Origin of the sequence: Baekduia sp., from assembly GCF_035685985.1 — a bacterium.
Lineage (GTDB): Bacteria > Actinomycetota > Thermoleophilia > Solirubrobacterales > Solirubrobacteraceae > Baekduia.
Window position 1 is genome coordinate 15,703 of the sequence record NZ_DASRZV010000025.1, and the last position, 20,213, is coordinate 35,915.

14 protein-coding genes are annotated in these 20,213 nt (G+C 73.1%); 8 read left to right on the top strand and 6 right to left on the bottom strand.

The genetic code is table 11. The features are described from left to right. Nucleotides 1–5,607, bottom strand: coding sequence for a DUF4082 domain-containing protein (locus VFG42_RS15685; RefSeq protein ID WP_324909695.1), 5,607 nt, complete (start codon nucleotides 5,605–5,607; stop codon nucleotides 1–3). Nucleotides 5,608–5,836: 229 nt separating this feature from the next. Here VFG42_RS15685 and VFG42_RS15690 point away from each other — a divergent pair, with 229 nt between their 5' ends. Genes VFG42_RS15690 through VFG42_RS15700 form a run of 3 tightly spaced genes read left to right on the top strand, consistent with a single transcriptional unit; the run spans nucleotide 5,837 to nucleotide 8,693 of the window. After that, nucleotides 5,837–6,397, top strand: a complete 561-nt coding sequence (locus VFG42_RS15690; RefSeq protein WP_324909696.1) for a DUF3558 family protein — start codon at nucleotides 5,837–5,839, stop codon at nucleotides 6,395–6,397. Between the two features lie 3 nt (nucleotides 6,398–6,400). Beyond that, nucleotides 6,401–7,672, top strand: a complete 1,272-nt coding sequence (locus VFG42_RS15695) for an MFS transporter (protein WP_324909697.1) — start codon at nucleotides 6,401–6,403, stop codon at nucleotides 7,670–7,672. Next, nucleotides 7,653–8,693: a hypothetical protein gene (locus VFG42_RS15700; RefSeq protein WP_324909698.1), complete on the top strand. Its 1,041-nt coding sequence runs from the start codon at nucleotides 7,653–7,655 to the stop codon at nucleotides 8,691–8,693. The genes VFG42_RS15695 and VFG42_RS15700 overlap by 20 nt, the downstream gene beginning before the upstream one ends. Nucleotides 8,694–8,706: 13 nt before the next feature. Here VFG42_RS15700 and VFG42_RS15705 read toward each other — a convergent pair whose 3' ends face one another. Genes VFG42_RS15705 through VFG42_RS15725 form a run of 5 tightly spaced genes read right to left on the bottom strand, consistent with a single transcriptional unit; the run spans nucleotide 8,707 to nucleotide 13,784 of the window. Beyond that, complete coding sequence (locus tag VFG42_RS15705; protein WP_324909699.1) at nucleotides 8,707–9,933, bottom strand: glycosyltransferase family 4 protein; 1,227 nt, start codon at nucleotides 9,931–9,933, stop codon at nucleotides 8,707–8,709. Further along, complete coding sequence (locus tag VFG42_RS15710) at nucleotides 9,930–10,640, bottom strand: sugar transferase (RefSeq protein WP_324909700.1); 711 nt, start codon at nucleotides 10,638–10,640, stop codon at nucleotides 9,930–9,932. Before VFG42_RS15710 ends, VFG42_RS15705 begins: the two co-directional genes overlap by 4 nt. A 59-nt stretch (nucleotides 10,641–10,699) precedes the next feature. Then, nucleotides 10,700–11,836 carry a DegT/DnrJ/EryC1/StrS family aminotransferase gene (locus tag VFG42_RS15715; protein ID WP_324909701.1) on the bottom strand — a complete coding sequence of 379 codons (1,137 nt, stop codon included), beginning with the start codon at nucleotides 11,834–11,836 and terminating at the stop codon, nucleotides 10,700–10,702. A 2-nt stretch (nucleotides 11,837–11,838) separates the two neighbouring features. Further along, nucleotides 11,839–12,867, bottom strand: coding sequence for an NAD-dependent epimerase/dehydratase family protein (locus VFG42_RS15720; protein WP_324909702.1), 1,029 nt, complete (start codon nucleotides 12,865–12,867; stop codon nucleotides 11,839–11,841). An 8-nt stretch (nucleotides 12,868–12,875) separates the two neighbouring features. Then, complete coding sequence (locus VFG42_RS15725; protein WP_324909703.1) at nucleotides 12,876–13,784, bottom strand: glycosyltransferase family A protein; 909 nt, start codon at nucleotides 13,782–13,784, stop codon at nucleotides 12,876–12,878. Between the two features lie 118 nt (nucleotides 13,785–13,902). Here VFG42_RS15725 and VFG42_RS15730 point away from each other — a divergent pair, with 118 nt between their 5' ends. Genes VFG42_RS15730 through VFG42_RS15750 form a run of 5 tightly spaced genes read left to right on the top strand, consistent with a single transcriptional unit; the run spans nucleotide 13,903 to nucleotide 20,060 of the window. Beyond that, nucleotides 13,903–14,898, top strand: a complete 996-nt coding sequence (locus VFG42_RS15730; protein ID WP_324909704.1) for an NDP-sugar synthase — start codon at nucleotides 13,903–13,905, stop codon at nucleotides 14,896–14,898. Nucleotides 14,899–14,934: 36 nt separating this feature from the next. Next, nucleotides 14,935–15,768 (top strand): hypothetical protein, encoded by an 834-nt coding sequence (locus VFG42_RS15735; RefSeq protein ID WP_324909705.1) that lies wholly within the window; start codon nucleotides 14,935–14,937, stop codon nucleotides 15,766–15,768. After that, on the top strand, nucleotides 15,755–17,215 hold the full coding sequence (locus VFG42_RS15740; RefSeq protein WP_324909706.1) for an O-antigen ligase family protein: 1,461 nt from the start codon (nucleotides 15,755–15,757) through the stop codon (nucleotides 17,213–17,215). Before VFG42_RS15735 ends, VFG42_RS15740 begins: the two co-directional genes overlap by 14 nt. Beyond that, nucleotides 17,212–18,474, top strand: coding sequence for a glycosyltransferase (locus VFG42_RS15745; RefSeq protein ID WP_324909707.1), 1,263 nt, complete (start codon nucleotides 17,212–17,214; stop codon nucleotides 18,472–18,474). The genes VFG42_RS15740 and VFG42_RS15745 overlap by 4 nt, the downstream gene beginning before the upstream one ends. Then, complete coding sequence (locus VFG42_RS15750; protein WP_324909708.1) at nucleotides 18,471–20,060, top strand: hypothetical protein; 1,590 nt, start codon at nucleotides 18,471–18,473, stop codon at nucleotides 20,058–20,060. The genes VFG42_RS15745 and VFG42_RS15750 overlap by 4 nt, the downstream gene beginning before the upstream one ends. Nucleotides 20,061–20,213 lie beyond the last annotated feature (153 nt).

A 20,213-nucleotide genomic window follows, 5' to 3' on the forward strand; every position in this document is an offset into this window, starting at 1 on the left:
TCAGGTGCCCGACCCTGCCGTGAACAGCACGTCGACCCAGTAGTTGGTGGCGTTGAAGCTGCCGTACGGGAACACCGGGTTGGTGTTGTACACGTAGGCGTACATGCCGTTGGAGGACACCGAGTCCGCGATCCCGTGCAGCGGCGCGTTGTCGATCGCCGAGGCGAAGGCCTGGCCGGTGGCCGAGTAGTGGCCGTTGGGCGCGCGGTAGGAGGCGACGTAGGTCGTCCCGGCGGTGACCGTCACCGGCGAGGCGAAGTCGACGCTCTGCCAGCCGCTGGCCGACTCGCCGCTGAACGTGGCCCGCGCCAGCGCCGTCCCGCCCGCGGTCCACAGCGTGGCCACGTGCGTGCCGGTGTTGGCGGTCGCCTTGTAGAAGCGGATGCCGGTGATCTGGCCGTCCACGTCGCTCTTGAACTTCACGCCCAGCTCGATGGCGTCGGCGTCCCCGGCGTCCTGCGTGCCGGGCGTGGCGAACCCGAGCAGCGTCGTGCCGGGCGTCACCGCGCCGGAGGCGTCGGAGGTCGTCGAGCCCGCCGCCGTGTTGGCCGTCACCTTGAAGGTGTAGGCCGTGCCGTTGGTCAGGCCGGTCGCCGTGGCCGACGTCGCCGAGCCGGAGGCCGTCGTCGTCGCCTGGGCGGTGCCGCCGAGGAACGGCGTGATCGTGTAGCTGCTGATCGCGCTGCCGCCGTCGGAGGCCGGCGCCGTCCAGCTCACGCGCGCCGAGGCCGCGCCCGCCGCGGCCGACACGTTCGTCGGCGCGTCCGGCGCGACCGAGTCGAACGGCGTGACCGCGCCGGAGGCCGACGACAGGACGCCGTTGCCGCCGCCGTTGATGCCGCGGACCTTGAACGTGTAGCTCGTGCCCGCGGTCAGGCCGTTGATCGTCGTGCTCGTCGACAGCGGGCTGCCGCTGACGACCTTCGAGGTCTGCGCGACCGACCCGACGTACGGGACGACCTCGTAGGAGGTCGGGGTCGTGCCGCCGGACGGCGCCGTCCAGGACACGTCCGCCGCGCTCTTGCCCGCCGTCGCGGTCACGCCGGTCGGCGCGTCGGGCGCCGCCGTCGCGGTGAACAGCACGTCGACCCAGTAGTTGGCCGCGTTGAAGCTGCTGACCGGGAACCTCGGCGCCGAGGTGTAGCCGTAGACGCCGTTGGCGCTCACGCCGTCGGCGATCGCGTGCAGCGGCGCGTTGTCCAACGCGGTCGAGAAGGCCTGGCCGGTCGCCGAGTAGTGGCCCTGCGGCGCGAAGTACGACGCGACGTAGGTCGTGTTGGCGGCCACGTCGACCGGCGCGCTGAAGTCCACCGTCTGCCAGCCCGAGCCGGACTCGCCGGTGAACGTGGCCCGCGCGAGCTGCGTCCCGTTGGCCGCCCACAGCGTGCCCACGTGGGTGCCGCCGTTGTTGGAGGACTTGTAGAAGCGCAGGCCGGTGACCTGGCCGGCGGTGTCGGTCTTGAACTTGACGCCCACCTCGACGCCGTCGTTGTCGTTGACGTCGGGCGTGGCCGGCGTGCCGAAGTCCAGCAGCGTGCTGCCGGGCGTCTCGGCGGCGCCGGCCGTCGAGGCGGTCGAGCCGACGCCGTTGGTCGCCGAGACCTTGAACGTGTACGGCGTGCCGTTGGCCAGGCCGGTGATCGTCGCGCTGGTCGCCGAGGCGCCCGCGGTCGTCGTGGTCTGCGCCACGCCGTTGACGTACGGGGTGACCGTGTAGCCGGTGATCGCGCTGCCGCCGTCGGAGGCCGGCGGGCTCCACGTCAGCTTCGCCGTCGCGTTGCCGGTGGCCACCGTGACGCCGGTCGGCGCGTCGGGCGCGGTCGCCGCCGTCGGCGTGACCGCGTTGGACGCCGAGGACATCTGGCCGTTGCCCGCCGGGTTCACGGCCCGCACCTTGAAGGTGTAGCTCGTGCCCGGGGTCAGGCCGCTCACCGTCGCGGTCGTCGCCAACGGGGTGCCCGTGACCGTCTTGGTCGTCTGCGCGGTCGCGCCGACGTACGGCGTCACCTCGTAGGAGGTGGGCGTGCCGCCGGAGGACGGCGCGGTCCACGACACCGAGGCGGAGGACCGGCCGGCCGTCGCGGTCACGCCCGTGACCGTGCCCGGCACCGACATCGACGTGAACATCACGTCGACGCCGTAGTTGGCCGCGTTGAACGACCCGGTCGGGAAGCCCGGCGTCGAGCGGTACACGTACAGGCCGTTGGCGCTCGACGAGTTGGCGATCGCGTGCAGCGTGCCGTTGTCGACGCCGGAGGCCAGGCCCTGGGGCGTGATCGAGTAGTGGCCGACCGGCGCGAAGTACGACGCGACGTAGGTCGTGTTCGCGGTGATCGGCACCGGCTGGTCGAAGCTCACCCGCTGCCAGCCGGAGGCCGACTCGGAGGTGAACGTCGCCCGCGCCAGCAGCGTGCCGTCGGAGGCCCACAGCGACCCGACGTGCGTGCCGGTGTTGCCCGGCGCCTTGTAGAAGCGCAGGCCGCTGATCGCGCCGAACGTGTCGGACTTGAACTTGACGCCCAGCTCGACCGAGGTGCCGTCGCCGCCGTCGACGACCGACGGCACGGTCAGGTCGAAGATCGACTGGGCGGGCGTCACCGCGGCGGACGGATCGGAGGCCGTCGACCCGATGGCGTTGGTCGCCGTCACCTTGAAGGTGTAGGTCGTGCCGTTGGTCAGGCCGGTCACCGTCGCGCTCGTCGCGGACGCCGCGGCCGTCGTCGTCGCCTGCGCGGTCGTCCCGATGTACGGCGTGATCGTGTAGCCGGTGATCGGGCTGCCGCCGTCGGTGCTCGACGCCGTCCAGGTGACGCGGGCCGAGCTCGTCGCCGGCTCGGCGCTGACGCCGGTCGGGGCCGCCGGCGCGGTCGGCGCCGTCGGCGTCACCGCGTTGGAGGCGTTGGACGCCGGGCCCGAGCCCGTCGGGTTGGTCGCCGTGACCTTGAACGTGTACGTCGTGCCCGGCGTCAGGCCCGAGATCGTCGTGGTCGTCGGCGGCGTCGGGACGCCGGAGACCGTCGTCGCGGTCTTGGCCGTCGTGCCGACGTAGGGCGTGACGACGTAGGAGGACGGCGCGCCGCCGGAGGACGGGGCGGTCCAGGAGACCGTCGCCGAGCCCTTGCCGGCCGTGGCGGTCACGCCCGTGACCTGCCCGGCCGCGGCGATCGGCGTCCAGGTCACGTCGACCCAGTAGTTGCCGGCGTTGAACGACGACGTCGGGAACGTGCTCGTGCCGCTGTAGCTGAAGAGGCCCGTGCTGGAGCCGCGCGGGAAGTGCAGCGGCGGGGAGTCGTTGATCGCGCCGCCCTCGGGCACCGGGGCGGGGTTGCGCCAGAAGTAGTTGGCGGTCGCCGCGTAGTCGCCGGCGGGCGCGTAGTAGGACGCGACGTAGGTCTGGCCCGGCAGGACCGGGACCGGCGTCGGAAACGTCACGGTCTGCCAGCCGGTGGCCGACTCGTTGGTGAACGTCGCCGTGGCCAGGCGCGTCCCGTCCGAGGTCCAGAGGTTGCCGATGTGCGTGCCGGTGTTGCCGGTCATCTTGTAGAAGCGCACGCCGGTGACCGCGCCGTAGCTGTCGGCGGTGAACTTCACGCCGACCTCGACCGGCGTGTTGTCGTCGGCGACCACGTTGGGCGGCGTGTAGCTCGTGCCCCAGACCGAGCACGGGCAGGTCACCGAGACCGTCGCGGTCGTCGGGTTGGCCTGCATGTTGGCGCTGTCGTCGGTGGCGCGGACCTTGATCGTCGCGGTGGGCGCGCCGTGGACCGTCCACTGGTAGGTCCAGCTCGACGTGCCGGTCGCCGGGTGCCAGGTCGTGCCGCCGTCGGTCGAGACCTCGACGCCCGCGACGATGCCGCCGCCGGTGTCGGTCGCCGTGCCCGCCAGCGTGACCTTCGAGCCGTCGGCCGCCGAGGTCGGCTTGGAGGTGATCGTCGCCGTCGGCGCCGACGTGTCGGTGGACTTGGTCGCGGTCGACAGGCCGGGCAGCACCGCGTAGGGCTGCACGCCCATGTCGGCGAACAGGTTGATCGTCGCCTGCTGCATGTTGCGGTCAGGCGTGTTGTAGGCGGCGCTCTCCTGGTCCAGGCCCCACGACCACTGCACGGTGCCCGCGCCGAAGACCAGCGCGCCGCTGGACGCCTTGTACAGCGTCATGTTGTGCGTGCGCGTGTCGTTGGCGTTGGTGAACGAGCCGTAGTCGGTGAACGACTCCAGGCCGCTGGCCGTCGTCGAGGACAGGTCGATCGTGCCCGCGGGCCGGAAGCCGTTGTCGGCGTCGACGTCCCACTCGTAGCCCAGCGTCCGGGGCGCCAGCGTCAGCGTCTGGTTGGTGCCCAGCGTCGCCGCGGCGGTGTTGCGCCACAGCCGCAGCTTGCCGTAGGCCTGTGGGACCTTGATGTCGGTCGTGCCCGCGTTGACCACGAACATCTGGCCCGAGAGCGAGTTGGCGGGCTCGATGCCGCTGTTGGCCGCCGTGTAGCGCGGGTCCGCCCAGGCGCCGGTCCAGGAGACGGGGTCCGTGGGCGCGTTGAAGTGCGTGTCCTTGTAGGCGACGAGCGTGCGGTTGGCCGTCGTGGTCCCGGCGATGCTGTTCTCCCAGCGCGTGCGCCAGTAGATCTCGTTGCCGGAGAAGAACGCGAGGTTGACGCCGGCGTTGCGGGCCGCCGTGACCGCGTCGCGCTGGGACTGCGACCAGTACTCGTCGTGGCCGCTGCTCATGAAGATCTTGTGGTTGAGCAGCAGCGAGGCGCGGCTGCCCACGTCGGCGCTGGAGGTGTAGGTGACGTTGTAGCCGTTGGCCTCCAGGAACCGCACCATCGGGTACTCGCCGCCGCCGAAGAACGAGGAGGGCGGGTTGGTGTCCTCGGTGTCCAGCGGGCGGTTGTAGGACACCTTGAACGCGGACTTGTAGGCGTACGGGTCGCCGGGCGGGCAGGAGACCGTGCACGTGTAGAGGCTGTTGCCGCCGTAGCTGTTGTAGGCCTGCCACGTGGAGTCCGACGTCGACACGAGCATGTCGGAGTGGCTGGAGTCGTCGCGGACGACGAAGAGGATCTTGCTGTCGCCCTGGCCGTCGTTGCGGACCAGGTGCGCCTCGTAGACGCCCGAGACCGCGTTGGACGGGACCGTCCAGGTGCGCGACACGTTCCAGTTGCCGCAGTCGATCAGGCCGGTGTTCAACGACGGCTGGTCGGGGTGGTTGTCGACCGTGCAGGCGGGCTGGGTGGCCGTGTTGGTCGGCGTCAGGTTGCCCTGCCACAGGCGCGCGCCGAGGCCGCCGTAGTAGCCCAGCCGGTAGATGTCGATGTGGTAGCTGGTCGTCGACGACTTGATCTTGAAGCCGATCGTGTCGCCCTTGTTGACGCTCTGGCTGGTGGCGAAGCCCTGGATCGTCGAGGAGCCCTCGCCGTCGACCTGCCAGTCCGAGGGGGCCGATCCCGTCTGGCTGTTCTCGCAGGCGACCGGGTTGGTGACCGGCGCGGTGCAGGCGTCCGCGCGCGCGGCGCGCGGCGCGGCCAGCGCGAGGAACGCCAACAGCGCGGCGACCAGCATGAGCGTGCCGGTGCGGGTGTGCGGGGCAGCGACGGAAAAGGTGCGACGGTTCATGAGGGGGCCTTTGTCCAGGGAGCGAGCGGTCGTTGCGAGAACCACTCGGGTGCTCGTCATCCAGACGATCAACGCCAATCAAAGCCGACGCGTGCACGGCTTAGGCGCCCACCAGGGCAAATCCTCGACCTTCGTCTGGGTCCGCCAACCGGGTCTTTCGCCCGCGCTTATGCACCACTTCGAGACCCTCGCGTGAAAAACGCCGCGGGTCCGACGTTGGTCGAGCGAGATGAAGACCTTCGCCCCCCTCACGACCGCGCTCCTGGCCGCCGCGCTGCTGGCCGGCTGCGGCGGTGGCGGCGACCGCCACGCGCAGCGGGGCCCGCTCGGCTCGCCGGACAACCCGGTGCCCGCCACGCCCCAGTCCGAGCACGCCGCCAACGAGAAGGGCGCGGCGGTCAAGCCCGGCTACGCCACGCTGCTGCAGAAGCAGACCAGCAAGCCGGCGCGGCGCTTCACCCCGTGCAACCTGGTGACGAAGTCCCAGGCCCGGGCGATCATGCGCACCGCGATCGCCGAGCCCGTCGAGGCGCCGCTGGGGCCGAGCTGCGTCTACCGCTCGCGGGACGGGCGGACGTCCGTGTCGCTGGCGGTGACCACGCAGTCGCTGTCGGCGCTCAGCCGCCAGGTCCAGCAGGCGTCGAAGCTGAAGGTCACCGGGCACCGTGCCGTCTGCGGGCGCTCGGTCCTCTACGTCTCGATCAAGCGCGGCCAGACGCTCAGCGTCGGCGCGCCGTGCGTGACCGCCCTGAAGTTCGCCACCACCGCCGTCCGCCGGCTCGACCGCTAGCTCATGTACCAGGTCTCGAACTCCACGGCCTTCCTGAAGGCCCACCGCCGCCTGCTGGCCACCGACCGCGCCGCGGCGGTGCCGCGCACGGTCGTCCTGCTCGGCATCACCAGCCTGCTCACCGACATCTCCTCGGAGATGGTCGTGACGATCCTGCCGTTGTACCTCATCTCGGTCGGCGGCTTCTCGCCGTTGGCCTTCGGCGTCGTCGACGGCATCTACAACGGCGCCGCCGCGCTCGTCGGCCTGCTGAGCGGGATGGTCGGCGACCGCCTGCGCCGCCACAAGGAGGTCGCGGCCGGCGGCTACGGCCTGTCGGCGATCTGCAAGCTGCTGCTGGCGACGATCGGCACCGCGGTCTCGGCGATCGGCACGGTCGTGCTGCTGGACCGCGTCGGCAAGGGCATCCGGACCGCGCCGCGCGACGCGATGATCTCGCTGTCGACGCCCAAGGACCAGCTCGGCGCCTCCTTCGGCGTGCACCGCGCGCTGGACACGACCGGCGCGATGATCGGCCCGCTGGTCGCGTTCCTGATCCTCGCCGCGGCGCCGTTGGCCTTCAACTCGATCTTCCTGGTCAGCTTCTTCATCGCGATCCTCGGCTTCGCGATCATCGTGCTGTTCGTCCGCGCGCCGGCGCTGCGGCCCGGCGGCGAGGACGCCGACGAGCAGGAGCGGCCGTCGCTGGCCGCCGCCGGACGCCTGCTGCGGGTCCCGCGCTTCGGCGGGCTGCTGATCGCGGCCGCCGCGCTGAGCCTGGCCACCGCCAGCGACGCGTTCCTCTTCCTGGCGCTGCAGCGCAAGCTCGACCTGGGCAACTCGCTGTTCCCGCTGCTGTTCGTGGGCAGCTCGCTCACGTTCATGGTGCTGGCGGTCCCGATGGGCCGCCTGGCCGACCGCTTCGGGCGCGGCCGCGTGCTGCTCTGCGGCTACGCGACGCTGCTGGCCACCTACGCGGTGATCCTGCAGCCGCTGGGCGGCTGGGGCGTCCTGGCGGCGGGCCTCGGCCTGCTCGGCACCTACTACGCGGCCACCGACGGCGTGATCATGGCGCTGGCCTCCAGCGTCGTGCCCGACGAGGTGCGGGGCAGCGGGCTGGCCCTGGTCGGTACCGTGACGAACATCGCCCGCCTCGTCGCCTCGATCCTGTTCGGCTCGCTGTGGACCCTGATCGGGATCCACGACGCGCTGGCCGCCTTCGGCCTGGCGCTGTGCGCGGCGATCGCCCTGGCCGCGTTCGTCCTCCACCGCACGCGTGTCCCCGCCCACGTCTAGCCGCACGCGGCTCATCGCCTTCGGCGTCCTGCTCGCGCTCTGCGTGGTGGGCGCCGGCGTGGCGATCCTCGCGGGCGCGCACTCGGGCGGCTCGAGCGCCAAGGTCTCGGCCGGGGCGAGCACGGCGCTGACCGACGCGAGGTCGGCCGACCGGCCCGTCGTCGTCTACCGGCGCCTGGACCACCGCGGGCAGATCGCGATCGCCCCGGTCTCCGACCCGGCGGCCACGCCGGTCAACACGTCGCTGAGCTGCGACCGCGTCGCGTTCTCCGGCGGGCGCGGGATCTGCCTGACGCGCAGCAGCGGCTTCGCCGCCGGCTACCGCGCGGCGCTGTTCGACACCTCCATGCACGTGACCGCCAACGTGCCGGTCGAGGGCATCCCGAGCCGCGCGCGCGTCTCCCCCGACGGCCGCTACGGCGCGGTGACGCTGTTCGTCGCCGGCCACGCCTACGCCGCGCCGGGGACGTTCTCGACGCAGACGACGCTCATCGACATGCAGGACGGGCGCAAGATCGCCGACCTCGAGAAGTTCACGACCTTCGACGGCGACGACCAGATCACCGCGGTCGACGTCAACTACTGGGGCGTGACGTTCGCGTCCGACGACGACACGTTCTACGCGACGCTCGCGACCGGCGGCAAGACCTACCTGATCCGCGGCTCGATCCGCTCGCGGACGGCGCGCACGCTGCACACCAACGTGGAGTGCCCGTCGCTGTCGCCCGACGGCACGCGCATCGCCTACAAGAAGCGCACCGGCTCGTCGAGCGCGCCGTGGCGGCTGACCGTCCTGGACCTCAAGACGATGCGCGAGACGCCGCTGGCCGAGACGCGCTCGGTCGACGACCAGGTGATGTGGCTCGACGACCGCCAGGTCCTCTACGGCGTCGACGGCGCGGTGTGGAAGACCGCGGCCGACGGCAGCGGGCGGCCGACGCGCTACCTCGCCCACGGCGACTCGCCGGCGGTCGTGCGCTGGGGCAGCGGCGCGACCCCGTCGCCCTCGTCGGGAACCTGAGCGCGATCGCGGCTCAGGCCGCGACGGGCCGCCGCGCCGCCGGCGCGCGCAGCTCCACCGCGCGCTCGTAGGCGGCCAGCAGCGCCGGGACCTGGTGCTGCCAGGCCAGCGTGTCGCGCACGGCGGCCAGGCCGGCGGCGGCCATCGCCTCGCGGCGGGCCGGGTCGTCGAGCAGCTCGGAGACCGCCGCGCCGAGCGCGGCGTGGTCGCCGCCGGCCACGAAGACCGCGGCGTCGCCGGCCGAGACCCGCGACTCGCGCAGGTCGTAGGAGACGACCGGGCACCCCATGGCCATGTACTCGGGGATCTTGATCATCGTCGAGACGTCGTTGAGCGGGCTCGGCGGATCGGGCGCCAGGCAGACGTCGCAGGTCGACAGGATGCGGCGGATGTCGTCGTCGCCGCGCCAGCCCGCGAAGTCCACGCGGTCGGCGATGCCCAGCTCGGCGGCCAGCGCCTTCAGGCCCGGCAGCGCGTCGCCCTCCCCCACGAGGATCCCGCGCCAGTCGTCGCGGCGCCCGGCCATCCAGGCCAGCGCGCGCAGCGCGTGGTCGACGCCGTCCTGCGCGCCCATGATGCCCAGGTAGCCGACCAGGAACGGCCGGCCCGCGCGCAGCGACGGGTCGGGGTCGACCGGGCGGAAGCGCTCCAGGTCGGGGCCGTTGCGCACGACGAAGACGTCCTCGGAGGCGCGGCCGCCGCGGCCGGTGGCGATCGCGGCGTAGGAGCCGTTGGTCGACAGCACGACGTCCGCGGACCGGAACGCGACCTGCTCCATCGCGCGCGCCACGACGTGCATCGGGCTACGGCCGTCGCCGAACTTCGCGCGGTAGAGCTCCGGCACCAGGTCGTGGTGGTCGAAGACGAAGGCGGTGCCGTCGCGGCGCAGGCTCCGGGCGGCGAGCAGCAGCACGTCCGGCGGGTTGCAGGCGTGGACGACGTCGAAGCGCTCCTCGCGCGCCAGGCGGCGCACGAGCGCGCGGATCCGCCACAGCGCCTGCCCGTACTCGCGGGCGTAGCCGACCAGGCCGCCGCTCGCGGGCTCCAGCGGGAAGCGGTGGATCGCGATGTCCTCGAGCACCTCGTGGGGCTCGCGGTGGCGGGTCTCGCCCATCGCGCAGACGATGCTGACCCGCCAGCCGGCGTCGCGCAGCGCGCGCGCCTCGTTCCAGACGCGGCGGTCCGACGGGACGGGCGCGTTCTCGCTGACGATCAGCGCGCGCCGGCCGGCGCCGGTCATGCGGCGCCGCGGCGGTTGAGCACCACCGGGACGGTGCGCAGCAGGATCTTGACGTTGAGCCAGAACGACCGCTGGGCCGCGTACTCGATGTCCAACGCGATCATGTCCTCCAACCCGATCTCCGAGCGGCCGCCGACCTGCCAGGCGCCGGTGATGCCGGGCTTGACCGCGAAGCGCCCGAACCAGTGGGCCGGGTAGGCCTCCAGCTCGTAGTGCAGGCACGGCCGCGGGCCGACCAAGGACATGTTCCCGCACAGCACGTTCCACAGCTGCGGCAGCTCGTCGAGGCTCGTCTTGCGCAGCACGCGGCCCACGCGCGTGACCCGCTCGTCCTCCGACAGCTTGTAGAACGGCTTGTCGCCGCCCTGGTCGGGCTGGTCGCCCTTGATCAGCGCCTCGACGTAGGCCTGGTGCTTGGCGTGGCTGGCCCCGTCGTGCATCGAGCGGAACTTGTTGAGCGTGAACGGCTTGAGGCCGCGCCCGACGCGCTTCTGGCGGTAGACGACCCTGCCGGGCGTGTCGAGCCGGATCGCGACGGCGATCACGGCGAAGACCGGCACCAGCACGATCAGCAGCACGGCGGAGACCGCGACGTCCAGCGCGCGGCAGGCCACCGCGGTGGTCCGGCGCGTCGGCGCGGCGTCGACGAACGCGTCGGCGCCCGCGGCGATGAGGACTTCGGGATGGCTCGTGGAGATCGCGTCCATGACGGTCTTCTCTGCGCGGCGGCGTGGTGGTGGAAGCGGGTCGATCGGGGCGGTGGAGGTCAGGCGGCGAGCGCCGTGCAGTGCGCGAGCACCCGCTCGATGACGCGGTCCTGCTGCTCGTCGGTCAGGTCGGCGAAGAGCGGCAGCATCAGCACCTCGGCGGCGGCCGCGTCGGTGTGGGCCAGGTCGGCGGTGACGCCCGGGTAGGCGCCCTCGTGGTGGATCGCCATCACGCCGCGCCGGGTCGGGATGCCCTCGTCGAGCAGCAGCTGCATCAACTCGGTCCGCTCCACGGGCGCGCCCGGCAGGACGCGCACGCAGTAGGACTGCCAGGTCCGCTGGGCGTACTCGGGCTCGTAGGGCGTCCGCAGGAACGGGACCGCGGCGAACGCCTCGTCGTAGCGCGCGGCCAGGCGGGCGCGGGAGGCGAGGATGCCGTCCAGCGCGTCGAGCTGGCAGAGGCCCAGCGCCGCCTGCATGTCGGTCATCCGGTAGTTGAAGCCGCGCTCGGGATAGCCCTCGAAGACCACGCCCTTGGCCGAGTGGCGCGCGAGGTCCGAGAGGTCCATCGCGTGCTGGCGCAGCTTGCGCATGCGGTCGGCCTGCTCGGCGTCCTGGGTGGTGATCATCCCGCCCTCGCCGGTGGTGATGACCTTGCGCGGGTGCAGCGAGAAGCACGCCGACGGGCCCAGCGAGCCGATCGGCCGGCCCTTGTAGAGCGCGCCGACCGCGCAGGCCGCGTCCTCGACGATCTGCAGGTCGTGCGCGTCGGCCAGCGCGAAGAACGCGTCCATGTCGGCCGGGAGCCCGACCTGGTGGACCGGCATGATGGCCTTGGTCTTCGGCGTGATCGCGCGCTCGGCGGCGGCGACGTCCAGGTTGTAGGTCAACGGGTCGACGTCGGCGAAGACCGGCGTCGCGCCCAGCGTCCACACCGAGTTGGCGGTGGCGATGAACGACAGCGACGGCACGATGACCTCGTCGCCCGGGCCGACGCCCGCGACGTGCAGCGCCAGCGACAGCGCGGTCGTGCAGTTGGACACCGCGATCGCCTCGGCGGCGCCGACGCGCTCCGCGAAGCGGCGCTCGAACTCCTGGACCTTGGGGCCCTGCGAGACCCAGCCGGAGGCGATGACCGCCGCGACCGCGGCGCCCTCCTCGCCGGTCAGCGTCGGCTTGGCGAACGGGACCTCCATGGTCACGCGGCCTTCGCCGGCGACGGCTGGACGCCCTCGTGCTCGCGCTCGGCGCGCCACCAGGCGACGAGGCGGCGCAGGCCCTCCTCGAGGTCGATCTCCGGCACCCAGCCGAGCTGCTCGCGGGCCTTGGAGACGTCGGCCAGGCGGCGCGTCACGCCGTTGACCGCGCGCGGCGGGCCGTACTCGACGTCGAGGTCCGACCCCATGACCTTGAGCAGCATCTGGGCCAGCTCGCCGAGGCTCGTCTCGGTCGCGCAGGCGATGTTGAAGACCTCGTCGGTGACGTCGGACGCCGCGGCCAGGACGTTGGCGCGCGCGATGTCGGCGATGAACACGAAGTCCATGGTCTGCTTGCCGTCGCCGAGGATGATCGGCGGCTGCCCGGCGGCGATGCGCTCCATCCAGCGCACGAGCACCTCGGTGTAGAGCCCGTGGATGTCCATGCGCTCGCCGTAGACGTTGAAGTAGCGCAGCGCGACGTAGTCCAGCCCGGTCATCGCGTGGTAGCTGCGCAGCAGCTGCTCGTTGTAGACCTTGGCCGCGCCGTAGAGCGTGTCGTTGGCGTAAGGGTGGTGGTCCTCGCGCGTCGGGAAGTCGGTGGCCAGGCCGTAGACCGACGCCGACGACGACAGGATGAGCTTGCGGACGTCGTGCTCGGCGGCGGCCTCGATGACGTTGAACGTGCCGTTGACCAGCACGTCGTTGGCCAGCCGCGGCTCCTCGGCGCACTGCGTGATGCGCAGCGCCGCCAGGTGGAAGACCAGGTCCTTGCCCTCGGTCAGGCCGTGCACGAGGTCGCGGTCGCAGATGTCGCCCTCGACGAGCGTGACCGGCCCGTTCTCCAGCGCCCACGCGAGGTTGTCGCGCCGGCCGCGGACGAAGTTGTCCAGGACGACGATCTCCGCGGCGCCGGCCTCGACGAGCTGGTCGACCAGGTTGGAGCCGATCGCGCCGCCACCGCCGGTGACGAGGACGCGGTCGCCCGACAGGCGCGGGCCTTCAGCAGACGTGTTCGGTGGAGTGCTCATCTTGCTCATCAACGACTCACCGGCGCCGGATCTTCCACGCGTCCGCGGACCCCACCGCGCAGGCGTCCGCGCAGCTCGGCGCGGACGAAGCGGCGGAACTCGGGGTCGTCGACGCGCTCGGTGCGGCGGGCCGCCGCGCGCGCGTAGCCGTAGAAGTAGGCCAGCCCGGAGACGACATAGGGTGGAACGCGCCCGAGCTTGAAGACCCGCAGGGTCGTCCACGTCCAGGTCTGGTGCAGGATGTAGGCGCACTCGCCGTGGCGCGCCTTGCCGCGCAGCCGGCCCTCGGCCGAGCCCCACACGCGGTGGTGGCGGGCGACCAGCTCGCGCAGGCTCAGCGTCCGGTACCCGCGCATGCGCGCGTAGGTCTCGTCGATCGTGTCCCAGGCCAGGCGCTCGGGGATGCCGCCGATCGCCTCCAGGCACGCGCGCCGGTAGAGCTTGACCGCCCCGTGCACGTGGTGGTCGGGGATCGGGATCATCTTCCAGCCGTCGGGATAGGGCTCGACCAGGCGCCCGCCGCCGATCCCGAGGTCCGGCTCCTCGGTCATCCGCGACAACAACGTCGCGAACCACTCCGGCGGCAGCTCGACGTCGCCGTCGAGCTTGCCGACGTAGTCGTAGCCCTCCCACCCGGCGACGCGCAGCGCCTGGTTGAACGCGCGCGCCTCTCGGGCCAGCGCCAGGCGGTCGGGGCCGTCCTCGGCGTCGTCGGCTTGCAGCACCGTGACGAACGGCAGCTCGGCCTCCCAGCGCCGCGCGATCGCCAGGGTGTCGTCGGACGAGTCGTCGTCGACGATGATCCAGCGGTCGGGCCGCACGGTCTGCGCGGCGATCGCGCGCGCGGTGCGGTCGAGGTGCTCGGCCTCGTTGAAGACGGGGCTGACGAGCAGCAGCGTCGCCGGCTTGCGGTCCATGCCCGAGGAACGTCGGAGGACCCCTCGGGCTTCCGCGCGGCCCCGTTCGCCGCGAGGTGCGCGAATGATGAACGGTCGTACGCGGAAGCTGCGGGCATCCGCGCGCGTTCCTGTTTTCATGGAGATCGCCCAGGCCCTCGTCCTCTCCTCCGCCGCCCGCCCCGACCAGCCGTGGGCCAGCGTGCGCTCCACGCCCAAGCCGCTCGTGCCGGTGGCCAACCGCCCGCTGCTGTTCCACGACCTCGACGCGCTGCGCGCCGCGGGCGTCCGGGAGACCACGATCGCGGTCGAGCCGGGCACCGCGGGGGTGATCCGCGACGCCGTCGGCGACGGCGAGGACTGGCGGATGACCGTCCGCTACGCCGAGTGCGCGCCGCACGCGCCGGTGGCCGAGGCGCTGGCGCGGTCCCGCGACCTGATGGCCCACGAGCCGGTGCTGGTCCGCCGCGCCGGGACGGTGCTGCGCGAGGGCATCCACCCGCACATCGCCGCGTTCGCCGACGAGCGGCTCGACGCGCTGGCGCTGCGCACGCCGGGCCTGCCCGACGGCGACCGGCCCGGCGCGCCGCACGACGGCTCGATGATGCTCAGCCGACGCGCGGTGTCGATCCTCACCGACGGCGCCTCCGACCACGACCCGCTGGCGCGCATCGCCGCGGGCGGCGGGCACGTCCGCGTCCAGGAGGTCGACGGCTGCCTGCCGTGCCTGGGCCGCCAGGACTCGCTGCTCGAGGCCAACCGCCGGGTGCTGGCCGAGCTGACCCCATCGGTCGCCGCCGAGGCGCTGCTGGACTCGCGCGTCCAGGGCCCGGTCGTCATCCACCCCACCGCGCACGTCGAGCGCAGCCTGGTCCGCGGGCCGGCGATCATCGGCCCGCGCGCGCGGATCGTCGACTCCTACGTCGGCCCGTCGACCTCGATCGGCGCCGACGTCGAGCTGGAGGGCGCCGAGGTCGAGTACTCGATCGTGCTCCCGGGCGCGCGCCTGGCGTTCCTGGGCCGGCGCCTGGAGGCCAGCGTCATCGGGCGCGGCGCGCAGGTCCGTCGCTCGCTCACGCCGCCCGCGTCGCTGCGGCTGGCCGTCGGCGAGGGCGCGGAGATCGTCCTGTCCTGAAAGTTCGACGCCGGGCCCGGCGTTGAGTGACTGACCATGCGACTCGGCGCGCTTCTCCATCAGCTCTGGCGGCACAAGCTCGGCGCGGGACTCTGCCTCGCGTTCGCGGTGGTCATGTCGCTGTGGAGCCTCTACCACCTGTCGATCGCGCCGCCCGGCCTGACGCCGCGCCACCTGCAGATCGGCGCCGCGTCCACGACGGTCATGGTCGACGCGCCGAAGTCCAAGATCGTGGACCTGCGCGCCAACACCCAGGACTTCCAGTCGCTGACCACGCGCGCCGACCTGCTCAGCAACGTCATGGCCAGCACGCCGGTGCGCGCGTTCATCGCGCAGCGCGCCGGGGTGCCGGAGCGCGCGATCGTCGCCGACGCCTCGCTGGGCGCCGACCTGCCGCGCTCGGCGACCGAGCCCGGCTCCGAGCGCCGCTCGACCGACCTCATCCAGGAGACCGACAAGTACCGCTTGGCGATCTCCTCCAACGAGGCCCAGCCGATCATCTACGTCGCCGCGCAGGCGCCGTCCGGCGAGGCCGCCGCCCGGCTGGCCAACGCCGCGGTCGACGGCCTCAACGACTACCTGACGATGATGGCCGACCGCGAGGGCATCGCGCCCACGGCGCGCACCCGCCTGATCCAGTTCGGTCGCGCGCAGGGCGGCGTCGTCAACCCGAGCGTCGACATCGAGATCGGGCTGCTGACGTTCCTCATCTCCTTCGTCGTCGCCTGCGCCGCGTTCCGCGTCGTCCTGCGCGTCCGCCACGGCTGGGCCCTGGACGCCGAGCGCGAGCGCCGCGACGGCAAGAACTGGTGGCTGCCGAAGCTCGAGACGGTCCCCCCGTCGAGGCTGGGCGGGCATGAGCCTGAGTGAGCTGACCACCTGGGACCACGGGCCGGGCGCGCCGGGCGCCGCGACCGCCGTGGCCGAGCGCGAGCCCGTCGCGTCCCCCGCCCCGGACCGGACCGGCGGCGCGCCCGCCGCCCCGGGCGCCGAGCGCCAGGCCGACCTGTGGCCGCACACGCGCCGCGTGCAGCCGTGGCTGGTCGCCGCGTTCATCGCGATGCTGTGGCTGGTCCCGTTCAACACCATCAAGCTGCGCTTCTCGGGGCCGGTCGACATGGAGCTCGACCGCCTGCTGCTGCCGGTGCTCGTCGGCGCCTGGGTGGTCGCGCAGATCTTCGGCGGGCGCAACCGCCCGCGGCTGAAGATGACCGCCCCGCACTACGCGTTCGGGACGTTCGTGCTGATCTGCGCCATGAGCATCGTCGTCAACGTGCACGTGCTCAACCAGACGCGCGAGCTGGACGAGGCGATCAAGCAGCTGCTGACGATCTTCGCCTACCTCACGTTCTTCGTGTTGATGACGAGCATCGTCCGGCCGGGCGAGGTCCGCGCGTTCCTGAAGTTCACGTTCATCCTCGCGATCGTCGCCTCGCTCGGCACGATCTGGGAGTACAACACCAACTACAACGTCTTCTACGACCTCTCGAGCAAGATCTTCATCCCGAAGCTGTTCGTGGTGCCGTCGACCTACCAGCTCGGCGCGGTCGACGAGATCGGCCGGCGCCTGATCCGCGGGCCGGCCCAGCACGGGCTGGAGCTGACGTCGATGCTGGCGATGGCGCTGCCGATCGCGGTCGTCGGGCTGATCGAGGCCAAGAAGACGCGCACACGCCTGGGCTACGCGCTGGCGATGACGCTGTTCCTCGCCGCGGCGATCGCGACGTTCCGCAAGACGTCGATCATCGCGCCGGTCACCGCGATCGCCGTCCTGGTCTTCTTCCGCCCGCGCCGCCTGCTGCGCCTCGCGCCGCTGGGCCTGGTGATCTTCGTGCTCGTGCACGTGCTGTCCCCGGGCGCGTTCGGGTCGGTGCTCATCCAGTTCAACTCGCACCGACTGCACTCGGTCAGCACGGTCAACGACCGCACCGCCGACTACGACGCGGTCCGCCCCGACGTCTTCCTGCACCCGATCCTCGGGCGCGGCTACGGCGCCTACAGCGAGCAGCGCTACCGGATCCTCGACAACCAGTTGTTGGGGTACCTGGTCATGATCGGCGTCGTCGGGCTGTTGTCCTACATGGCGATCATGGCCTCGGTGGTCGCCGTGGCCCGACGCTGGATCCGCGGGCGCGATCCGACGACCGCGACGCCGCACCTGATCGCCGCGTCGGCGGCCGTCGTCTTCCTCGTCGTCAGCCAGCTGTTCGACTCGATGGCCTTCCCGCACGCGCCCTATGTCTTCCTGAGCCTCGCCGCGCTGGCCGCGGCGTCGACCTACCCGACCGAGCGACACGACGAGGTGCCCCCGCGATGACCGATGCCGACCGCCGGCGCGTGCTGGTGATCATCCAGGGCGAGCCGGGCGACAAGCCGGCCGGCCCGGAGATCCGCGGCTGGGAGATCGCCAAGGCCTTCGCGACGCGCCACGACGTGACGGTCATCGCCGACGTCGCGGGCGAGCAGGTCCGCGAGGGCATCCGCCTCGTCCCGCGCACGCGGCGGCGGCTGGTGCGCGAGGCGCTGCGCCACGACGTCGTCGTCGGCCCGCTGCTGCCGCCGTTCCTGCTGCTGGCCGTGGCCGCGCGCCGCCAGGTGCGCGTCGCCGACCTGTACGACCCGGTCGACCTGGAGCTGAGCACGCTGGGGTCGGGCTGGAAGGTGCGGCGGCTGACCGCGCAGCGGCGCAAGCTGCGCCAGCTGCAGCTGCGCTCGGCCGACATCGTGGTCTGCGCCAACGAGCCCCAGCGCGAGCGCGCGGTGGCCGACCTGGCGGGCGTGCGGCGCGGCGACGGCGGGCCCGAGCTGACGCTGGCGGGCATGGGCCTGCCCGAGGCGCCGGACTTCGTCGACGAGCATCCGCTGCGCGATCGCTTCGCGGCCATCGGCGCCGACGACCCGCTGGTGCTGTGGTGGGGCAGCGTCTGGCGCTGGCTGGACGCGGGGACCGCGATCCGCGCGATCGAGCGGCTGGCCGAGCGCCGGCCCGACGTGCGCTTCGTGATCACCGTCGGCCCGCCGCCCAACGAGCTGACCGCCACGCTGAACGCCGCCGACGAGGCGCGGCAGCTGGCGCGCGAGCGCGGGCTGGAGGGGCGCCACGTCTTCTTCCTGGAGGAGTGGGTCCCCTACGCCCGACGCGATCGCTACCTGCGCGACGCCGACGCCGGGCTGACGCTGCACGCCAGCGCCGACGAGTCGCCGCTGGCCGCGCGCGCCCGGTACATGGACTACATCTGGGCCGGGCTGCCGAGCGTCCTGGCGCGGGGCGACGTGGTCGCCGACCAGATGGCGCGGGCCGGGGCGGCGACGCTCGTCGAGCCCGGCGACGTCGAGGCCACGGCCGACGCGCTCGACGCGCTGCTGGGCGACGCCGACGCGCGCCGGGCGGCGAGCGCGGCGGCGCTGGAGCTGGCCGACGAGCTGCGCTGGTCGGCGCTGCTGGCGCCGCTGGTCGACTCCGCCGAGCGGCTGGCCACGCGGGGCGGCTCGATCGGCGACGCGATGACGCTGGCCGCCTCGGCCGCCGGGTTCTACGCGCGCCGCGCGGTCAACCTCTGCCTCGGGGTTTCGTGATCGAGCGCGCGCGGGTCGCCGTCGCTCCCGCGGCGGCGCTGGAGGAGCAGGCGCGGACGTGGGGCGCGCTGTCGGCGGCGTTCCCGGTGGACTTCGTGGGGTGGCCGGCCGACGAGGCCGGGCCGCCGCACGGCGTGATCGCGCTGGGCGGCGGAGCGCTGGGCGAGCGCGCGGTGGCCGTGCCGCTGCTGGTGCTGGGCGCCGATCGCGGCGCGGGTTCCGCGGCCGCCGCGCCGCGCGCGGTGGCGCTGACCGACGCGCCGGAGCTGGACCGGCGGCTGCGCGGCGTCACGCTCACGCCGCAGGAGCCGCAGGCCGGGGGCGCGTCGCTGGACGCGGGCGACGGCGCGATCGTCCTGGCGACCGCGGGCCGCGACGCGGTCTGGACCCGACGGCTCGCGCACGCGCCGGTCGACCACGTGGCCGCGCCGCTCTTCGCGCTGGGTCCGGACGCGCCGCTGCGCGACGCGCTGCACGGCGCGCGCGGGCTGTCGCTGTTGGCCATGGTGTCGTTCCTGCGCGCGGTCGCCGAGCCGGCGGGCGTCGTGGAGCCGCCCGTGCGCGCGGCGATCCTCTTCGACGACCCCAACCTGCGTCGGCCGACCTACGGCCACATCGACTTCGCCGAGCTGGTCGCGCATGCCGACGCCTACAACTACCACGCGTCGATGGCGATGATCCCGCTGGACCGCCTCGGCGCCCACGGGCCGACCGTGCGCCTGTTCCGCGAGCGCGCCGACCGCCTGTCGCTGGCCTTCCACGGCAACAACCACGAGAAGCGCGAGCTGATGCAGCCCGCCGACCTCGACGCGGCGCTCGTGCTGTGCGGCCAGGCGCTGCGGCGCATCGACGCCTTCCAGCGCGCCGCGGGGCTGCCGGTCAGCCACGTGATGACCGCGCCGCACGGCATGTGCGCGCCGTCGACCGCGCGCGCGTTGGGCGCGCTGCCCTACGACGGCCTCTGCGCGATCCACCCGCTGCCGTGGACCGAGGACCCGCCGGCCGACCGCCCGCTGGCGGGCTGGGACCCGGCGACGTTCGTCGAGGGCTGCCCGGTCCTGCCGCGCGTGCCGCTGGACTGGGAGGCCGACGGCCTCGCGCTGCGCGCGTTCCTCGGGCATCCGATCGTGCTCTACGGCCACCACGACGACGTCGCCGGCGGCCTCGAGCCGCTGGCCGCCGCCGCCAACGCCGTCAACCGCATGGGCGACGTCGAGTGGACGGCGCTGGGCACGATGGCCGAGACCAACGCGCGCGTCCACGTGTCCGGGACCACCGCGGTGGTGCGGCCCTACGCCAACCGCCTGCGCCTGACGCTGCCCGCCGACGGCGCGACCCAGGTGACCGTGCTCGCGCCCTCCGAGGGCGCCGACGCCTTCGCCGGCTGGTCGCTGGACGGCGCGACGCCCGTGACGGAGTTCGGGGCCCCGCTGCCGCTGCCCACCGACGGCCCGGCCACGCTGCGGCTGCACAGCCGCTTCGAGACCCCGCTGGCCTCGATCCCCTCCCCCCGCCCTCGGCCCTGGCCCGCCGTCCGCCGCGTCGGCACCGAGCTGCGGGACCGCCTCGCGCCGCTGCGGGGCTGAGGCGCGGGAACGGCGGGCCGGCGGCACCGCGCCCCGGCCGAAAAAGAACGGCCGGGCGGCAAGGCCGCCCGGCCGGCGCCGGGATGGTTGGCGACCAAGAGCCCGGCGCACTGTAAAGATACTGCTTCACAGTGCGCCCGGCCGGGCGTCAGG